Annotated in this window: 16 protein-coding genes; 7 read left to right on the forward strand and 9 right to left on the reverse strand. The window is 72.8% G+C overall.

All coding sequences use genetic code 11. From position 1 onward, the window contains the following. Positions 1 to 108 precede the first annotated feature (108 nt). The 5 genes from C3486_RS01700 to C3486_RS01720 form a co-directional block, all read right to left on the reverse strand. Positions 109 to 798, reverse strand: coding sequence for a triacylglycerol lipase (locus C3486_RS01700; RefSeq protein ID WP_103830702.1), 690 nt, complete (start codon positions 796 to 798; stop codon positions 109 to 111). 656 nt (positions 799 to 1,454) lie between these two features. Next, complete coding sequence (locus tag C3486_RS01705) at positions 1,455 to 2,435, reverse strand: LacI family DNA-binding transcriptional regulator (protein ID WP_258052530.1); 981 nt, start codon at positions 2,433 to 2,435, stop codon at positions 1,455 to 1,457. Positions 2,436 to 2,708: 273 nt separating this feature from the next. After that, on the reverse strand, positions 2,709 to 4,091 hold the full coding sequence (locus tag C3486_RS01710; RefSeq protein WP_103830703.1) for an MFS transporter: 1,383 nt from the start codon (positions 4,089 to 4,091) through the stop codon (positions 2,709 to 2,711). Positions 4,092 to 4,320: 229 nt separating this feature from the next. Continuing rightward, positions 4,321 to 5,241, reverse strand: coding sequence for a dihydrodipicolinate synthase family protein (locus tag C3486_RS01715; RefSeq protein WP_103830704.1), 921 nt, complete (start codon positions 5,239 to 5,241; stop codon positions 4,321 to 4,323). Between the two features lie 280 nt (positions 5,242 to 5,521). Next, the gene (locus tag C3486_RS01720; RefSeq protein ID WP_103830705.1) at positions 5,522 to 5,944 is read right to left on the reverse strand and encodes a secondary thiamine-phosphate synthase enzyme YjbQ; all 423 of its coding nucleotides are present in this window, start codon (positions 5,942 to 5,944) and stop codon (positions 5,522 to 5,524) included. Between the two features lie 117 nt (positions 5,945 to 6,061). On the opposite strand from C3486_RS01720, the gene C3486_RS38695 reads away from it, so the two are divergent. The 5 genes from C3486_RS38695 to C3486_RS01740 all read left to right on the forward strand — a co-directional run bounded on the left by C3486_RS38695 (position 6,062) and on the right by C3486_RS01740 (position 10,617). Continuing rightward, a complete protein-coding gene (locus C3486_RS38695) occupies positions 6,062 to 6,145 on the forward strand; it encodes a putative leader peptide (RefSeq protein ID WP_374936831.1) in 84 nt (27 codons plus the stop codon). Between the two features lie 321 nt (positions 6,146 to 6,466). Next, positions 6,467 to 7,354, forward strand: coding sequence for an ABC transporter permease (locus C3486_RS01725; RefSeq protein WP_181138403.1), 888 nt, complete (start codon positions 6,467 to 6,469; stop codon positions 7,352 to 7,354). After that, positions 7,327 to 8,211, forward strand: a complete 885-nt coding sequence (locus tag C3486_RS01730; RefSeq protein ID WP_103830707.1) for an ABC transporter ATP-binding protein — start codon at positions 7,327 to 7,329, stop codon at positions 8,209 to 8,211. The genes C3486_RS01725 and C3486_RS01730 overlap by 28 nt, the downstream gene beginning before the upstream one ends. A gap of 132 nt (positions 8,212 to 8,343) precedes the next feature. Beyond that, on the forward strand, positions 8,344 to 9,405 hold the full coding sequence (locus C3486_RS01735) for an ABC transporter substrate-binding protein (RefSeq protein WP_103830708.1): 1,062 nt from the start codon (positions 8,344 to 8,346) through the stop codon (positions 9,403 to 9,405). Between the two features lie 99 nt (positions 9,406 to 9,504). Next, positions 9,505 to 10,617 carry an NAD(P)-binding domain-containing protein gene (locus C3486_RS01740; protein WP_103830709.1) on the forward strand — a complete coding sequence of 371 codons (1,113 nt, stop codon included), beginning with the start codon at positions 9,505 to 9,507 and terminating at the stop codon, positions 10,615 to 10,617. 61 nt (positions 10,618 to 10,678) lie between these two features. Here the strand turns inward: C3486_RS01740 and C3486_RS01745 are convergent, their stop codons facing one another. The 4 genes from C3486_RS01745 to crtI all read right to left on the reverse strand — a co-directional run bounded on the left by C3486_RS01745 (position 10,679) and on the right by crtI (position 15,075). After that, complete coding sequence (locus C3486_RS01745; protein WP_103830710.1) at positions 10,679 to 11,299, reverse strand: L-threonylcarbamoyladenylate synthase; 621 nt, start codon at positions 11,297 to 11,299, stop codon at positions 10,679 to 10,681. Positions 11,300 to 11,438: 139 nt separating this feature from the next. Continuing rightward, positions 11,439 to 12,506 carry a DUF5914 domain-containing protein gene (locus C3486_RS01750; RefSeq protein WP_103830711.1) on the reverse strand — a complete coding sequence of 356 codons (1,068 nt, stop codon included), beginning with the start codon at positions 12,504 to 12,506 and terminating at the stop codon, positions 11,439 to 11,441. Next, positions 12,503 to 13,537, reverse strand: coding sequence for a phytoene/squalene synthase family protein (locus tag C3486_RS01755; RefSeq protein WP_103830712.1), 1,035 nt, complete (start codon positions 13,535 to 13,537; stop codon positions 12,503 to 12,505). Before C3486_RS01755 ends, C3486_RS01750 begins: the two co-directional genes overlap by 4 nt. Further along, positions 13,534 to 15,075: a phytoene desaturase family protein gene (gene crtI, locus C3486_RS01760; protein WP_103830713.1), complete on the reverse strand. Its 1,542-nt coding sequence runs from the start codon at positions 15,073 to 15,075 to the stop codon at positions 13,534 to 13,536. Before crtI ends, C3486_RS01755 begins: the two co-directional genes overlap by 4 nt. A 237-nt stretch (positions 15,076 to 15,312) precedes the next feature. Here crtI and C3486_RS01765 point away from each other — a divergent pair, with 237 nt between their 5' ends. After that, positions 15,313 to 16,506, forward strand: a complete 1,194-nt coding sequence (locus C3486_RS01765; protein ID WP_103830744.1) for a lycopene cyclase family protein — start codon at positions 15,313 to 15,315, stop codon at positions 16,504 to 16,506. A 46-nt stretch (positions 16,507 to 16,552) separates the two neighbouring features. Then, a complete protein-coding gene (locus tag C3486_RS01770) occupies positions 16,553 to 18,118 on the forward strand; it encodes an FAD-dependent oxidoreductase (RefSeq protein WP_103830714.1) in 1,566 nt (521 codons plus the stop codon). The last annotated feature ends 32 nt before the right edge of the window (positions 18,119 to 18,150 follow it).

Below are 18,150 nucleotides of genomic sequence, written 5' to 3' on the forward strand. Positions count from 1 at the left end.
CCGGGGGTGGGTTGCAGCGCCGAAGCCACGCGACGGTGCGTGGATCGCGCCCGAGGGGCGGGCGGTAACCAGCGGCCGGTACGACCGCGCTCGGCCGGGCGAGGGGGATCACTGGTTGATGGCGTCCCGGGTCTGGGCGTAGACCGTTGCGTCGGTGAGCAGGTCGGTGTGGCTGAGGCAGGCGGTCCGGGTGTTGGCCGCGCCGGACAGGGAGACCGAAGAGTCCGGATTGATCACGGTGTCGCAGGGCGACCACCAGGTGGCGTAACGGGGCGAGCCCGGCGTCTCGTCACCGGAGTTGAGGGCAGCGAGGAAGCTGGAGCCGATGCGCATCTCGGTGCAGGAGGTGTCGAAGCAGGTGTTGGCACTGTCGGTGCCGTGGTTCGGTCCGCCCAATGACACCCAGGCGTCGACCTTGGAGGTCCCGCCGAGGTTCTTCAGGTAGTAGCGCGAGGAGAGCCCTCCCATGGAGTGGCTGACGATGTCGACCTTGGTGGAGCCGGTGGCCGCGAGGAGACGGTCGACCTCGGCGGACAGCTGCTGGGCGGTCGTGGCATTGGACTGGTGCCAGTCGTAGGACCACTGGTCGAGGTATGAGGACGGCCAGCCGTCGGTTCTGAAGCGGCCCGCCATGGTGTTCCAGTTGCCGGCGTCACCGGTGTAGCCGTGCACGAACAGGACCGGGTTGCTGGTGGAGTTGAAGGTCGGGCTGCTCGCCGCCTGAGCGGGAAGCGCCGCCTGCACGGCGAGCAGGGCGCCGGCCACGGCCACGGCCGCGCTCGCGAGGGTTATGTTCATGAGGGACTCTCCGGTGGGGTTCGGGACAGCGTTCGTTGGCGCGTTCTGACAGATGGCGCGTTCAGATGGCGCGTTCTGACAAAGGGCAGCGCGAGGCGTTTCCCGGGTCACGGGAGCTGTGCCTACAGGCGTGCGGCGGCATCGCGAGGGACTGGCACGCCGCGGCCGCACGCAGGGGGACACCGGTGTCATCGAGGGTGGCGTGAGAGTACTAGCCGGTAGACATTGCCGGGCAAGAGGCGTGCGCGGAATTTTTCCGCCCCCATACCGGAGGGGGCGCACCCGGCGCGGCGAAGCTGTCGCTCCCGCCGGGAGCGGACCGGCCCGAGGAGGACGGACACCCACCCCGGGCGGAATCCCGCCTCGCCGGCACACCACTCGGCCGACTCCCGATGCGGCGCTCCGTCACCTCACGGCCCCCACTTCGTCGGGAACCCGGTCCGGATACGAGACGGCTCCCTCGGGACCGTCCGTCTCGCCACCGCTGCCGTCGCCGGACGCGCGGAGCCGGCACCGGCTCGGTCACCGCCCACGCCTGGTCGGTCAGTTCATGACCACGCGCCCCGAACAGACCGACGACCAGCGACCAACCTGCTTTGCGATACGACCTGGGCCCGTCGGCGTCGCTCCGTCTTCCCGCGCATGGGGCCAGGGCCTCAAGAGGCGGCAAGCCGTGCCGTGGTGCGGCGTGGGATGAGGGTGGGGGCGTAGGTACGGGTGTGGCCGGGGGCGCCGGCGATGAGGTCGATGAGTTGGTCGACGGCGGCCGCGGCGATGGCGTCGAAGGGGACGCGCACGCTGGTCAGGGGCTGCGGCAGCCGCGCCGCGAGGGGGATGTCGTTGTAGCCCACCACCGAGAGGTCCTCGGGTACGCGCAGTCCGGCGCGCTGGGCGGCGGCGAGGAGGCCGATGGCGGTGTTGTCGTTGACGGCGAAGACGGCCGTGGGGCGGGCGGCCAGGGAGAGCAGGCGCTGGCCGGCCTCCTCGCCGCTTTCCATGCTGAAGGTGGAGGGCAGCACCAGGGCATCCGTGAGGGCGATGCCCGCCTCGGCGAGGGCGTCCTCGTATCCGGCGCGGCGTCCCAGTGCGCTGGAGGCGTAGGCGGGGCCGCTGACCAGGGCGATGCGCCGGTGGCCGAGGTCGAGGAGGTGGCGGGTGGCCAGGTAGCCGCCGAGGCGATCGTCGCCGACGGCGGCCGCGCTGCTGCCGTAGGTACGCAGAGCCGATACGTGCGGGATGCCCTTGTCCGCGAGGTCCTGGCAGAAGCCGCCGTCGGTGCGGGCCGTGGTGAGAATCAGGCCGTCGACGCGGCGTTCCAGCAGCATCCGGCCGTGCTCACGCTCGCGTTCGGGGTCGTCGTGGGTGGTGGCGACCAGGGCGTGGTAGCCGCGTACCAGGGCGGCGGAGGCGATCTCCTCATACAGCGTCGCCATCACCGTGTCGGTCAGACGGGGCACCAGCACGCCGAGGGTGTTGGTCTGCCGGCGCCGGAGGTTGGCCGCCACCGGATTGGGCGCGTAGCCGATCTCGGCGGCCACCTCGCGAATGCGGGCGGCCGAGGAGCTGCGGTAGTAGCGGTGTTCGCGGTTGAGGGCGCGTGAGACGGTCGAGCGGCTCACTCCGGCGGCCTCGGCCACGTCCGTGATGGTCGGCCGTACGTTGGTCGCGGATACCGTTTGCCCGGTTTGCGATGCGCGCCTCGACCCACTCATGACCCCGCCCCTCTTGTGCACCTGCTGGACGTCACCCATTGTGCAACATGAACGGAATCGATTGCATCATCGTCGGGCAACCGGTCCCGTTCCCCACGCCGCACGCTGCGCCCCCGCCCCTCACCCACTGGCTGCCCGCCCATGCCGCGCGGGCAAGGGACGCCCGGATGCGGCACGGGCGGGATCGGTAGGTACCGGTCAAGGGGAGAGCTCCTCCAGGACCCTGCCCTTGGTCTCGATGGCGAAGACACTGGTCACCAGGGCGCCGAGCAGGGCAACGGCCGCGAAGACGGTGAAGACGTAGCGGATGCCCAGTCCGGAGACGACCGCGCCCACCAGGAGGGGCCCCAGGGAGGAGCCCGCCCTCAGCCAGGCGCTGCCGAAGCCGGTGCCCAGTGCTCGCAGACGGGTGGGGTAGAGCTCGGAGGAGTAGAGGTACAGCGAGAACGTGATGGTCTGAATGATCGCGTAGGCCAGGGTGGCCAGGATCAGCACTTGAACCGCGCCCGTCGCCCCCAGCGCCGTCAGGCCGACCAGCGGCACCACGGCTGCCAGAAAGGCCCACGCGTACCACCGCTTGCGCCCGACCCTGTCGATCAGCAGTGCGCACACGACCGAGGCGACCACACCGGCTGCGGAGGTGATCCACCCGAAGGCCAGGCTGCTCTCCAGTGAGAGGCCGAAGACCTGTTTGTAGAGGGTGGGCAGCCAGGTCATCAGGCCGTTGTTGACCAGGTAGGCGGTGAACCACAGAGCCCAGATCACCAGTGTGCGCTTGAGGTAGATGCCCCGGAAGAGCTCCCGCCACGTGGAGTGGGCCGTGGCCTTGGGGCTCACCGGGCGTACCACCGGCTCCGCCAGGGGCAGCCCCTGCTCGATCGCATCGTTCTCCAGCTTGGCCACGACCTTCTCGGCCCGCTCGAAACGGCCCTTGGCCGCCAGCCAGCGCGGGGACTCCGGCATCGCGAACCGCAGCGGAAGCAGCAGCAGGCAGGGCACGATGCCGAGGGCGAACAGCGCCCGCCAGCCGAAGACGGGCACCAGGAAGTAGCCGGCGATGCCGGCGAACATCAGCCCCGCCGGAAAGATGACCTCATACAGCAGAAAGAACCGGCCGCGCTTGTGGGCCCCGATGAACTCGTTGATGTACGCGCTGGCCACCGGCACTTCACCGCCCGTCCCCACACCCTGGAGGAAGCGGAAGACCAGCATCGAGGTGCCGCTCCCGGCGAACAGGCAGGCAATGTCCATCGCGACGAACAGCACAATGGTGATCAGCAGGGTGTGCAGGCGCCCGATCTTCTCCGCCAGCGCACCGAAGAGCAGCGCACCCACCAGCTGCCCTGCATACCCGGCGGACAGAATCATGCCGACCTGGCCGGAGCTGAGATGCCATTCGTCCACCAGCTGCGGCATGGCGTAGGCGATGGCCAGCACGGTGTAGGCGTCGAAGAAGGTGGCGCTGCCGATGATGACGCGGATGAGCAGCAGCCTGCGCGTGATCGGCAGCCGCTCGAGGCGGGCCACCAGCTGGGCATTGACGGTGGATGCGCTGCCCCCGTCGGCCACAGAAGTCGTCATGAGGCGTTCCTCGCCGTTGAGGTGGGAAGGGAGGGGCCGCCGCGGCGTCAGCGGAACGAGCCGCTCGAGTCGCTGCGGCCGGGTTCGACGGCCTGGGCCGCCGAGTCCGCAGGCCGCCTCCGAGGGGGGACGCGGCCGGATACGCAGCAGGGCGCGCGGAGAGGGAGGCACGGCGCGCGGAGAGGGAGGCACGGCGTGCGGCGCCGGCGGCACCGCACGCCCGGCGCATTCAGATGAGCCGTGCCTGCTGGAGAGCGGACTCGATCTCGGCGGCGGCCTCCTCGCCCAGCGGCTGCAGCGGCGGGCGGACGGTGGCGTCCTTGAGCACGCCCCGGGCGACCAGGCCCAGCTTGAGCGCGACGGTACCCTCCATGTGCGAGCCGCGGTGGTAGACCGCCTTGGTCACCGGCAGCAGGCGGTCGTGCACCTCACGGGCCTTCGCGTAGTCCCGGGCCTTGCCCGCCTCGATCAGCTCGACGAGCGGCTCGGGAGCCAGACCGCCGTAGCCGACCAGCGCGCCGTCCACGTCGAACATGGTGTGCAGCAGGTACTCGTCGTGGCAGGTGAGGATCTGCAGCTGGGGGAAGTTCTCTCGCAGCACCGGAATCTCGGTGTCCCAGCGGCGCATGTTGCGCACGCCGTTCTTGGTGGCCACCACACCGGGCTGTGCGGCGATCTCCAGTTGGGTGGGGAGGTCATAGGTGGCCTTGGTGGCATCCGGGTACTGGAAGAGGATGCACTGCAGGCCCGACTCCTCGTGGATGGCCCGGTAGCGCTCCTGCGGCGCTCCGGGCTGGAAGCCGAAGCGCAGCCAGCCGTGCGAGGGATAGACCAGCGCGCCGATCGCCCCGGCCTCCGCGGCCCGCCGGGCCTCCAGCGCCGCGGTCTTCGTGCCCTCGCCGGTGATGCCCGCGATGACCGGTACTCGGTCGCCGACCGCCTCCACCAGGGTGCGGATGAGGCCGACCTGCTCCTCGGCCGTCAGATAGGTGCCCTCGCCGGCATGCCCGAGACACACCAGCCCCTTCACGCCCTCGACCTCGACCAGCCAGCGCGCCAGCTCGGCATTGGCGGCGTGATCGACCTCGCCGTCGGCGGTGAACGCGGTGACCGGGGCCGGAACCAGGCCACGCAGATCCATGGGGTCCATGACACACACTCCCTGTGCAATCGTTGGCGGGAACGATTGCACATCTCCGGCTGTCGGCACGTCAAGAGGTGAAGCGGAAGAAGCGCGGGCGCGGTCCGGAGCGAAGGGCTGCGATGCCCGCGCGAGCGCCTGTCTCTGCACCTTGACCATGTGTGCCGGTGGGCGAATCGAGCGCGGACGCGGGCGGGTCATCGACGCTCGCCGCCCAGACAGGACCTGACCCGCCCCACGCACAGGCCGACGTTCGACACCCTCTAGCCCATCGGCCGACGAAGGGATGTCACCCCAGGAAACTCAGCCGGACCTGACGCCGCGGGTTGTCGCCGTTCGTGTCGACCAGGCAGACCGATTGCCACGTGCCCAGTTCGAGGTGGCCGTTGAGGACGGGGAGGGTGGCGTGGGGTGGGACGAAGGCCGGGAGGACGTGGTCGCGGCCGTGGCCGGGGCTGCCGTGGCGGTGGCGCCAGCGGTCGTCGGCCGGGAGGAGGTCGCCCAGGGCGGCGAGCAGGTCGTCGTCGCTGCCGGCGCCGGTCTCGATGATCGCGATGCCGGCGGTGGCGTGCGGGACGAAGACGTTCAGCAGTCCGTCCCGGCCGGCCGCCGCCTCGGCGAGGAATGCCGAGCAGTCCCGGGTGAGGTCGTACACGGTCTCGCCGGAACCGGTGCTGATGTTCAGTACGTGTGTCGTGAAGGCGTTACTCATACTTCCCATGATCCGCGATACGGCGGAAAGGGCCGCGCTGACACACTGCCGCAACAAAGGTCCACTGGCCGAGACGGCGATTGACCCGGTTCCGGCCACGCGGCTACGTTCAGCGACATGTCTACGTCAGCCTTGCTCACCACGCGCGGTCACATCGACCTGCTGCGGGTGGCCTCCGCCGCCTGTCGCGGCTGCTGCTGACGCACTCTCAGCGGGGACGCGGCCTTGCGTTCTCGGCCTGCGGTGTGTTGTCCCCGCCCTCGCCGTCGGTGTCACCGTTTCCTGTTGTCGCTTCTTTGTGATGCGCAGACGTACGCGGTGAGGCGGCTGCCTTCGCCTTGACGCCGGCCTGCGCCGTAGCGCTGAGTGCTGTGGCGCGGTGAGCGTTGCGGCGGGTGGCCGTGTGCGTAGGTGCGTGGGTGCGCATCTGCTGTCTGTGTACGTGGGCGTTCACTCAGCGGTGCCCCGCGGTTCTCCCCACTCCCCTCCCCCTCTCCCCTGTCTCTCGTTCGTGGAGTCTCTATGTCGCTCGATCAGGCTGTTCTGGCCGATCAGCCGCCGTCACCACCTGATATATCCGTGGGAAGCAGTGCATCGAGTCCTGCGCCGGAGCTTGTGACGCTCGTTCCGGTCTCGGCGCGGCGGCGGTCCGTGCCGCGGTGGTTGCGGCGCACCGTCGGGCCGGTGGGGCTGCTCGTCCTGTGGCAGGTGCTGAGCGCGACGGGTGTACTCCACCCGGACGTACTCGCCTCGCCCGGCACCATCGCCCGTACCGCCGGTGACCTCGTCTCCGACGGCACACTGCCCTCGGCCATGCTGGTGTCCGTCCAGCGCGTGCTGGTCGGACTGGTGCTGGGCGGGGTCGCCGGCGTGGCGCTGGCGCTCGCTTCCGGGCTGTCGCGGCTGGGTGAGGACCTGGTGGACGCGACCGTGCAGATGCTGCGGTCCATCCCGTGGGTGGGTGTCATCCCGCTGTTCATCATCTGGCTGGGCATCGGCGAGGCGCCGAAGATCGCGCTGATCTCGCTGGGTGTGGCCTTCCACCTGTACCTGAACGTGTACGCCGGAATCCGTGGCGTGGACGCCCAGTTGGTCGAGGCGGGGTCCTCGCTCGGTCTCGGGCGGTGGGGCCTGATCCGGCACGTCGTACTGCCCGGAGCGCTCCCGGGCGCGATGACCGGGCTGCGGTATTCGCTGGCCACGGCGTGGCTCGCGCTTGTCTTCGGTGAGTCGGTCAACGCCGACGACGGCATCGGCTTCCTGATGAACCAGGCCAGGGAGTTCTTCCGTACCGATGTGATCGTGGTCTGCCTGATCGTCTACGCCCTGCTCGGCCTGCTCGCCGATTTCCTCGTCCGTACCCTCGAAAGGCTGCTGCTGCAATGGCGACCGACGTTCACGGGGCAGTGAGCCCGAAGACGGTGGGGAGGGCGGGGACGTCCTCCGCCCCCAAGACCCCGCACGCTGATGAGATCTCTCCCGCCCAGGAGGCTCCGGCCGCCGTACGCGTGGCCGGGCTGACCCGGTCCTTCGACGGGCGGGCGGTCATCGACGGGCTCGAACTGACCGTTCAGCCGGGCGAGTTCGTCGCTCTGCTCGGACGGAGCGGCTGCGGCAAGTCGACGTTGCTGCGGGTGCTGGCCGGGCTCGACCGCGAGATCGAGGGCCAGGTGTCGGTACCGCGCCGGTCGGCCGTCGCCTTCCAGGCGCCGCGGCTGATGCCGTGGAAGAAGGTGTGGCGCAACGTCCTGCTCGGGCTGCCCGGTCGTCCCGAACGGACCGTTGCCGAGCGGGCGTTGGGCGAAGTGGGGCTCGCGCACCGTACCGACGCGTGGCCCAAGACGCTGTCGGGCGGTGAGGCCCAGCGGGCTTCGCTGGCCCGGGCCCTGGTGCGCGAGCCCGACCTGCTGCTGCTCGACGAACCGTTCGGCGCGCTGGACGCGCTGACGCGCATCAAGGCGCAGCGGCTGGTGGCCGAGTTGTGGCAGCGGCGCGGCTGCGCGGTGCTGCTGGTCACGCACGACGTGGAGGAGGCGTTGCTCCTCGCGGACCGTGCGGTGGTCATGGACGACGGTGTGATCGCGTACGAGACCGCCGTCGACCTGCCGCGGCCCCGCGACGTCACCGACCCGCGCTTCGCCGCACTGCGCACGCGGCTGCTGGAGCGGCTGGGCGTGGCGGACGACGCGGAGGGGGCGGCGGAGGGCGGTGCCTGGACTGGAGTCGGTACCGATACCCCAGTGCACCCCGACCGGCCTGCGAACTGAGCGATCGGCCGCCCACTACCGGCCGGGCCCGCACCATCAGCGCCCGACCTACCTACGCCCCATCCATCACCCATCCCACCCATGACCCACCCCACCAACGCCCCCGAACCGCACGACGAACGGAACCCTGTGATGAGATCCCGCCGACCGGCCCCGGCCTACGCCCCGGCTGCTGCCCTGCTGCTCCCGCTCGTGCTGTTGCTGACGGCCTGCGGCGGTGCGTCGCGGGCGGACGGCGGTGGCGCCGGAAAGGGCAGTGGCAGTGACGGCAAGGGGTCGCTGACCCTGCGCGTCGGTGACCAGAAGGGCGGTTCCGAGGCACTGCTGCGGGCCGCCGGGGAGCTGGACGACCTGCCGTACCGCATCGAGTGGTCCACCTTCACCTCCGGCCCGCCACTGCTGGAGGCGCTCAACGCGGGGGCCGTGGACATCGGCGGGGTCGGCAACACCCCGCCGGTCTTCGCCGCGGCCGCGCAGCAGAAGCTCAAGGTCGTCGCCGCCTCGCACAGCTCCTCGGCGGGCGAGACGATCCTGGTGAAGAAGGACTCTCCGCTGAAGCGACCGGCGCAGCTCAAGGGGAAGACGATCGCGGTGGCGCAGGGCAGCTCCGCCAACTACCAGCTGGTCGCGTCCCTGAAGAAGGCCGGTCTGACGACGAAGGACGTCAAGCTCAGCTATCTGCAGCCGGCCGACGCGCTGGCCGCGTTCACGCGGGGCCGGGTGGACGCGTGGGCGGTGTGGGACCCGTACACCTCGCAGGCGCTGGACCAGGCCGACGCCCGGGTGCTGACCACCGGCAAGGGCGTCGTCAACGGCCTGAGCTTCCAGGTGGCAGCGCCGGCCGCGCTGGAGGACAAGAAGAAGGCGAAGGCCCTCAAGGACTACAACGACCGGCTGCGGCGGGCCCAGGACTGGGTGTTCAAGCACCCGCAGCGGTGGGCCGAGGTGTGGGCGAAGGAGACCGGGCTGCCGGAGAAGGTGGCGCTGGACGCCGTCCGGCGCACGCGCGGCACGGCCGTACCCGTGGCCATCGACAAGGCCGCCGTCGCCTCCGAGCAGCGGATCGTCGACACGTTCGCGGACATCAAGCTGATTCCGCGCTCGTACTCCTTCGAGAAGTACGTGGACACCCGGTTCAACGGGGACCTGCCGCCGTCGAGCACGGCCCCGCGGTCGTACGGCAAGGACGGCTGAGGGCGTCCGGGGGGCGCCCGGTTCCGGGCCGCCCTCGCTCCGGAGGCGGCGGTGACACGGCTCGGGAAGACAATCGCCGCCGCCTCCGTTAGTACCCGTATGAACTACACGGACGAGGTCCGAGACGTCGATGTCGTCGTCATCGGTGCAGGTCAGGCCGGGCTCGCCGCCGCGTTTCACCTGCGGCGGCTGGGCTGTGAGCCGGACCGGGACCTCGTCGTGCTCGACCACGCGCCGCGGCCGGGCGGCGCGTGGCAGTACCGCTGGCCGACGCTGACGTACGGCAAGGTCCACGGCATGCACGCGCTCCCCGGCATGGAGCTGACCGGTGCCGACCCCGACCGCACCTCCGCCGAGGTCATCGCCGAGTACTTCACCGCGTACGAGGACACCTTCGGGCTCCGGGTCCACCGGCCGGTGCACGTCACGGCGGTACGGCCGGGGCCCGAGCCGGGCGGCCGGCTGTTCGTCGAGTCCTCGGAGGGGACGTACGCGACGCGGGCGCTGGTGAACGCGACCGGCACCTGGGACCGCCCGTTCTGGCCGCGTTTCCCTGGTCAGGAGCGGTTTCGCGGGCGGCTGCTGCACACCGCCGGCTACCGGGGGCCGCAGGAGTTCGCCGGGCAGCGCGTCGTCGTGGTCGGCGGCGGCACCTCCGCGGTACAGCACCTGATGGAGATCGCCGAGGTGGCGGCGGACACGGTGTGGGTGACCCGGCGGCCGCCCGCCTTCCGTACGGGCCCCTTCGACGAGAACCGGGGGCGTGCCGCGGTGGCCCTGGTCGAGGACCGCGTCCGGCAGGGTCTGCCGCCCCGCAGCGTGGTCTCGGTCACGGGTCTGCCGATGACCGAGGAGCTGCGTCGGGCGCGGGAGCGGGGCGTGCTCGTGCGCCGGCCGATGTTCGACCGGATCACCGAGCACGGGGTGCGCTGGGGCGAGGGCGTACGGGAGGACGGCGTGACCTCCTTCGACGCCGACGCCATCCTGCTCGCCACCGGCTTCCGCCCGGTGATCGACCACCTGGCCCCGCTCCGCCTGCGCACGCCCGGCGGCGGCATCCGCATGGCCGGCACCCGCGTCGCCGACGATCCCCGTGTCCACCTCGTCGGCTACGGCCCGTCGGCCAGCACCATCGGCGCCAACCGGGCGGGCCGGGCCGCGGCACGCGAGATACGGCAGCTGCTGACGGAGGGCACCCGGGCCGCGGCCTGAGCGCACTCCGCGGTCAGCGGCGTGCGCTACAGGGAGAACCGGCTCCGCGCTCAGCGGGCCGTCACTCGAAGCGCGCGGGGTCGCCCGCGCCCCGGCGCACCAGCTCCGGCTCGCTGCCGGAGAAGTCGACGACCGTGGTCGGCTCGGTGCCGCAGTCGCCCGAGTCGACCACCGCGTCCACCGCGTGGTCGAGCCGCTCCTTGATCTCCCAGCCCTGCGTCAGCGGTTCGTCCTCGCCGGGCAGCAGCAGGGTGCTGGAGAGCAGCGGCTCGCCCAGCTCGGCGAGGAGGGCCTGTGCGACGGCGTGGTCCGGGATGCGGACGCCCACCGTCTTCTTCTTGGGGTGCAGCAGCTTGCGCGGCACCTCCTTGGTCGCGGGGAGGATGAAGGTGTAGCTGCCGGGCGTGGCGGCCTTGATGGCGCGGAACACGTCATTGTCGATCTGGACGAACTGGCCGAGTTGGGCGAAGTTCTGGCATACCAGGGTGAAGTGGTGGCGGTCGTCGAGGTTCCGGATCGACCGGATCCGGTCGATCCCGTCGCGACTGCCCAGCTGGCATCCGAGCGCGAAACAGGAGTCCGTCGGGTAGGCCACGAGCGCGCCGGACCGGATGCTGTCGGCCACGGTCTTGATCGTGCGCGGTTGCGGGTTCTCGGGGTGTACGTCGAAGTACTTCGCCATCCACCGACCTTAGGTCATGTGATCGGAACTCGCACCGACGGCGCCGGGGCCGTTCCCGCTGCCCGGGCCGGCTGCCGGGTCCGGGCGCCCGGTACGGCTGCCGTGGCCGCCCGCCCTGTGCGGCCACCCGGCCCGCCGCTCAGCCCGGGAAGCGGCCCGTGCTGCGCAGCTGCCAGCGGCGTTCGGCGTAGGCCAGGTCGTCGCGCCACAGGCGTCCCGCGACGGCGCGCATGAGGGGCCGCAGTACGGGCGTCGCCTTACGGGCCGCGGCGAAGCCGGGCCGGTCGGAGGCGGCCACCACCGCCTCGGTCACGGCCGTGCGCGGCCGGCCGCGGTCGTCCGGGGCGAGCGGGGTGGCGTGGGTCTCGACCACGGAGCCCCGGCCCTCGCCCTCGGTGATGTGCATGACGACGGTGCGGGGTTCCGGCGCGGTGAACACCGCGCGGACGGGCACCACTATCCGGCCGGCGAGCCGGAAGGAGACGTCCACGACGAAGCCGTCCTCGTCGGCCGCCGCCCTCTCCGGTGCCGAGCCGGCCGCCTCCCCTTCCCGTACCGCGCCGGACGCCTCCCCCTCCGGTGCCGAGACGACGGAGAGGTCCACGAAGGAGTACGGGTGGTACCAGGCGCCGTGCCACGGGTCGAGGCGGTTGGCCACCACGTCCTCCGGCTCGCACACGCCGACGCCCGTGTAGACGGCCGCCACCGCGCCGGCGAGCGGCGGCCGTGGCGGGATCACCGGCTCCTCCAGCGGCTGTTCGCCGCCGGCCTCGTCCAGCCGTACCCAGGTCAGCACGCCGTCGTCGTGCACGGGCAGCGGGGTCCAGCCAGCGAAGGGGCTGCCGTCCAGGGCGAGGCCGTGCCAGTGGCAGACGAGCCGGCCGCAGCGCACGGGGCTGTCGCGCAGCGGTGCGCCCAGGTGCGGGCAGCTGCCGGGGCCCGCGCGCAGCCGGCCGTCGGGGCCGCGCCAGACGACCACCTCGTGGCCCGCGACCGTGCGTGCCAGAGGGCGCGTCGCATTGACGTCCCTCGTGGCGCCGACGACGTACCAGTTGCCCGAGGGGCGGGCCTGCGCGCGCTTGAGGGCGTCGGCGATCACCTTCGGCTTGGCGTCGCGCCAGGTCGGCCGCTGCCGGTCCCAGGGGACGGGGGAACGGCGCAGGCGGAGCGGGTAACGCCCGCGTGCGAAGCGGTCGTCGGTGCTCATCCGGCCTCCCTCGTGCCGACCGGGCGCAGGAGCGGCTTTCCGGGGGTGCCTGCGGGCCGCCGTACGCGCTGTGGGCCGCCGCCCGGCGGCAGGGTGCCCGCGGCCCGCAGCCGGGCCGTGGCGACCCGTACGAGGCCGTCCAGGGCCACGGCCGACCGGCGGCGCCGGGGGACGACGGCGCGGCGGTGGAGCACGGCGTGGCCCTCGGCGGCGATGGTGTCCAGGATCGCGCCGTAGAGCACGAAGGCGGTGCGGATGCAGGGGCGCGCCACCGGGTCCAGCATCGCCAGCCCGGGAGCGGCCTCCCGGTACACGCCTCGGGTGAGGTGTTCGGCGTCCCTGAGTGCCGCGGTGATGCGCCGGTCGCGCCGTCCGGTGTCCCGGCTCCAGCGGAGCAGCTGCCGGTCGACGCCGTGCGCGCCGAGCAGGTCGGCGGGCAGGTAGATCCGGCCCCGGTCCAGGTCCTCCCCCACGTCCCGGAGGAAGTTGGTGAGCTGGAAGGCGATGCCCAGTGCTGCGGCGTGCGGGGCCGCCAGGTCGCGCGGCACGACGGTGCCGAGCACCGGCAGCATCTGGAGGCCGATCACCGCGGCGGAACCGTGCATGTAGCCGCGCAGCTCTTCGTAGGTGGCGTAGTCCGTGACCACCAGGTCGTCGTGCATGGACGCCATGAAGTCGGTGAAGTGGCGGTGGTCGATGCGGTACCGGGCGGCGGTGTCGGCGAGCGCGTGGACGACGGGCTCGGGGCTGTGCCCCTGGCGCAGCCCCGTCTCCAGGGCCCGTTGGAGCCGCAGGAGCGCGTCCCGGCGCTCCGCGGGGGTGGCGCCGTCGTCGAGGCGGTCCACGATGTCGTCGGCCCAGCGGGCGAAGCCGTACAGGGCGTGCACGGCGGGGCGGCGGGCCGGCGGCAGCAGCCGGGTGGCGAGGAAGTAGGTACGGCCGTGCCGGGCGTTGAGGTACCGGCAGCGGGTGTAGGCGTCCCGCAGGACCGGGTCGGTGATGCCGGCGGCGTCGAGTTCGCGTGCGGTCATGACCGGGTGCCTTCCGTGGCCGGACGCGGGGCCCGGGGGCGCGTACGGGGACGGACGGGCGGGCCGGTGACCCGGGCAGCCGCCAGTTTGCCGGAGACCAGGACGGTCGGTACGCCGACGCCGGGGGTGGTGCCGCAGCCGGCGAGTACGGCGTTCTCGGTGCCGGCGACCAGGTTGCGGGGGCGGAACGGTCCGGTCTGCGCGAAGGTGTGCGCCGCGGAGAACGGCGTGCCGGCCGCGTGCCCCTGGGCGTGCCAGTCGGCGGGGGTCACCAGGCACTCCTCTTCGATGGCGGCGGCGAGGCCGTGGAGCCCGCGGCGTTCCAGTTCGCCGAGGATCTGGGCACGGTAGCGCGGCGCGAGGTCGCGCCATTCGGCCGCGCTGGGCCCGATGTCGGTGTTGGGGCAGGGCGCCAGGATGTAGTGCAGGTGGCGGCCCGGTGGCGCGAGCGAGGGGTCGGTGGCGGTCGGGCGGGTGATGAGCAGGGACGGGTCGCTCATCGTGCGGCCGGTCCTGGTGAGTTCTTCGAAAGTGCTGCGCCAGGCGCGCCCGAAGGACAGCGTGTGGTGGGACAGTTCGGGCCAGGTGCGGTCGGTGCCCGCGTGCAGGACGACGGCGGAGGGCGAATGACGCAGCCGTACGGGGCGCCGCGGGCGGCGGCCCAGCAGCCGGTAGGCGACGGGCAGATCGGGGGTGAGGACGACCGCGTCGCACGGGATGCGGCCCTGGGAGGTGAGCACGGCGGTGACCCGCTCTCCGGAGCGTTCCAGGCGGGTGACGTCGTGGCCGTACCTAAGGTCGGCGCCCGCTTCGGCGGCGGCGTCGGCCATGGCCCGCGGCAGCGCGTGCATGCCGCCGCGCGGGAAGTACACGCCCGCGACGGTGTCCATGTACGCGATGACGGCGTACGCGGCCAGCGCGCGGGCCGGCGGCACGCCCGCGTACAGGGCCTGGAAGGTGAACACCCGGCGCAGCCGCTCGTCGTGCACGTAGCGGGCGATCCGGGCGTCGAGCCGGCCGAACCCGCCCAGTGCGGCGAGCCGGGCCAGGTCCGGGGTGAGCAGCTGGAGCGGCGAGTCGAAGTTGGCGTCGATGAAGCGGCGCATCTGCGCCCGGTAGACCTGCTCCAGCCAGCCGCGCAGCCGCCGGTAGCCGGCCGCCTCCCGGCCGCCCGCGAAGCGTGCGACCTCGGCCTCCATCGCCTCGGCCCCGGTGTGCACGTCGAGCCGGCTGCCGTCGGCGAAGCAGGCCCGGTAGGCGGGGTGCAGGGGGACGAGGTCGACGCGGTCGCGGAGGCTCGTGCCCACCGCGGCGAAGGCCGCGTCGGCGAGGTCGGGCATGGTCAGGACGGTGGGCCCGGCGTCGATGCGGTAGCCACCGCGCTCGATCATTCCGGCCCGGCCGCCGGGCAGCGTGCCGCGTTCGACGACGGTGACCCGGCGTCCGGCGCCGAGCAGGTGCAGTGCGGCCGAGAGGCCCGCGAGCCCGGCCCCGACCACGACGACGTGGTCGGTGGGTCCGGGGAGGCTCCTGGTCATCGTTTTCCTCCCTCGGCCGGGGCCGGTGGCGGACGCGGTGCGCGGCGAGGTTCCATCTTCGCCGTCGCGGCCCCGTCCGCCCTGCCGACACGAGGACAGGCCCCGATTCGGCGAGAACTGTCCCCGGACTCGGCGATTCCGCGTGCCGCGGCCCCGATGGGCCGGATGACACGGAATCCTTCGGGCAGTCGGATGTCACGCGCCGTCGTACCGGAGGAGGACGCAGTGCCCGAGGCTGTGCTGGACGCGGATGTCGCCATCGTGGGGGCGGGTGCCGCTGGCCTCTCCCTGGCGCACCGGCTCTCGGCACCCGAGGGCGGCGGCCGGCGGCCCACGGTGGTGCTCCTCGACGCGCCTCCGGGGCCGTTGCGCCCGCCGCGGCGGACCTGGTGCTTCTGGGAGCCGGGCGGCGGCCCGTACGAAGCGGCGGTTTCCGCCTCCTGGCAGCGGCTCGCCGTGCACGGCCATCGGGGCGGCACGACGACCGGCTGCATCGCGCCGCTGCGCTACAAGATGATCCGCTCGGACGACTTCGAAGCGCTCGTGCGGCGCGACCTGGCGGCGCGGCCCGGCGTCCGCCTGAGGGAGGCGGCGGTCGAGTCGGTACGGGACGGGCCGGAAGGCGCTGAGGTACGGGGCACGACGGAGGAGGGGAAGCGCGTGGCCGTGGCCGCCCGCTGGGTGTTCGACTCACGGCCGTTGACGGAGCTGCCGGCGGCCCGCACCACGCTGCTCCAGCACTTCCGCGGCTGGTTCGTCCGTACCGAACGGCCCGTGTTCGACCCCGAAGTGGTGCGGCTGATGGACTTCCGTACGCCCCAGCCGGCGCACGGCCTGTCCTTCGGGTACGTGCTGCCCACGGGGACGCACACGGCGCTGGTGGAGTACACGGAGTTCTCGGCGGCACCGCTGAGCACGGACGCCTACGAAGCGGCGCTGCGCCACTACACGCAGGACGTGCTCGGACTGGGCGGCCTGGCCGTCACCGCCACGGAGACCGGCGTGATCCCCATGACGGACGCTCCGTTCGCCCGGCGGACCGGTCGGGCCGTCTTCCGGATCGGCGCGGCCGGCGGCGCCACGCGCCCGTCGACGGGGTACACCTTCGCCGCCGTCCAGCGGCAGACGCGGGCCATCGCCGCGGCCTGCCGCGCCGGGCGCCGCCCGGTGCCGCCCCCGCCGCACACGGCCCGGTCCCGGGCGATGGACGCCGTCATGCTGCGCGCGCTGGACACCGGCAGGGTGGACGGCGCCGAGTTCTTCGCGCGGCTGTTCCAACGCGTCCCCCTGGAGCGGCTGCTGCGCTTCCTGGACGGCCGTACGCGCGTGTACGAGGACCTGTCGATCGGGCTGCACACTCCGGTGCTGCCGATGCTGCGTACGGCGGCCGAACTGCCGCTGCTGCCCCGCCGGTCCGCACCGGCCCGGTGACCCGCCATCCACCACCACGGCACCTCCGGGTGCCCGAGGAGACGCCATGCCCCTGCCGCGCGACGAGCAACCCGCCGCCCGGCGCGGCCGCGACCGGCGCGCCCGCGTTCTGCTGCCCCGTCCGGGCCGTGCCCGCGTCGAGGGCGAGCCGCCCAGTACGGCGGTGATCGGCGGCGGCATCGCCGGGCTGGCCGCGGCCACCGCCCTCGCCGAGCGCGGCGTACGAGTGACGCTGCACGAGAAGGAGCCGGTGCTCGGCGGCCGTCTCGCCGGGTGGCCCACCGAACTGGCCGACGGCTCGCGGGCGACGATGAGCCGGGGCTTCCACGCGTTCTTCCGGCAGTACTACAACCTCCGGGGCCTGCTGCGCCGGGCCGATCCCGGGCTGACGGCGCTCACGGGACTGCCCGACTACCCGCTCCGGCACAGCGGCGGACTGTGCGACAGCTTCCGCAAGGTGCCGCGCACGCCGCCCTGGAGCGCGCTGGGCTTCGTCGCACTCAGCCCCACCTTCCGCGCCCGCGACCTGCTGCGCATGAACCCGGTGGCGGCGCTGCCGCTGCTCGACGTCCGGGTGCCCGGCACGTACGAGCAGCTGGACGGCGTCAGCGCCCGCGACTTCCTGGACGCCATCCGCTTTCCCGCGGCCGCGCACCACCTGGCCTTCGAGGTCTTCTCACGCAGCTTCTTCGCCGACCCCCGTGAGCTGTCGGCCGCCGAGATGGTCCTCATGTTCCACATCTACTTCCTCGGGTCCAGCGAGGGGCTGCTCTTCGATGTGCCGCGCGAGCCGTTCCCGGATGCGCTGTGGGACCCGCTGGCGGGCTACCTGCGCGGCCACGGGGCCGCGCTGCACACGGACAGCCCCGTGGACTCCGTGGCGCCCGCGCCGGACGGCGGCTTCACCGTGACCGGCCCGGCGGGGTCCCGGCACCATGACGCGGTGGTGCTCGCGCTGGACACCGGAGGGCTGCGCGGCCTGGTCGCCCGCTCCCCCGAGCTGGGCGGCGCGGGGTGGCGCGAGCAGGTGGCGGGGCTGCGTACGGCACCGCCGTTCCTGGTGTCGCGGCTGTGGCTGGACCGGCCGGTCGCGGCGGACCGGCCCGGCTTCCTCGGGACGAGCGGGTACGGCTCCCTGGACAACGTCAGCGTGCTGGAGCGGTGGGAGGGCGAGGCGGCCCGCTGGGCCGCGCGCACCGGCGGCTCGGTGGTGGAGCTGCACGCCTACGCGCTGCCCGAGGACGCCGACCGCGTACGGGAACAGGAGCGGCTGCTCGCCCAGTTGCACGCGGTCTACCCGGAGACGCGCGCGGCGCGCGTGATCGACGCGCGCCACGAGTGGCGCGCCGACTGCCCGCTGTTCCCCGTGGGCGGCTATGCCGGCCGGCCCACGGTGCGCACGTCGCACCCCGCCCTGATGGTCGCCGGGGACCTGGTCCGTACGGAGCTGCCGGTCGCCCTCATGGAACGCGCGGCGACCTCCGGCTTCCTCGCCGCCAACGCCCTGCTGGAACGCTGGGGCGTACGGGGGCAGAGGCTGTGGACCGTGCCGGACCGGGGACGCTCGGCCCCCCTGCGGGCACTGGCGGCATGGCGGCGGGGTGACACGTAGGCGGCCGGCGACACGGCCCCTCGTGGGCCTGC

Source organism: Streptomyces sp. Ru73 (assembly GCF_002920575.1).
GTDB lineage: Bacteria > Actinomycetota > Actinomycetes > Streptomycetales > Streptomycetaceae > Streptomyces.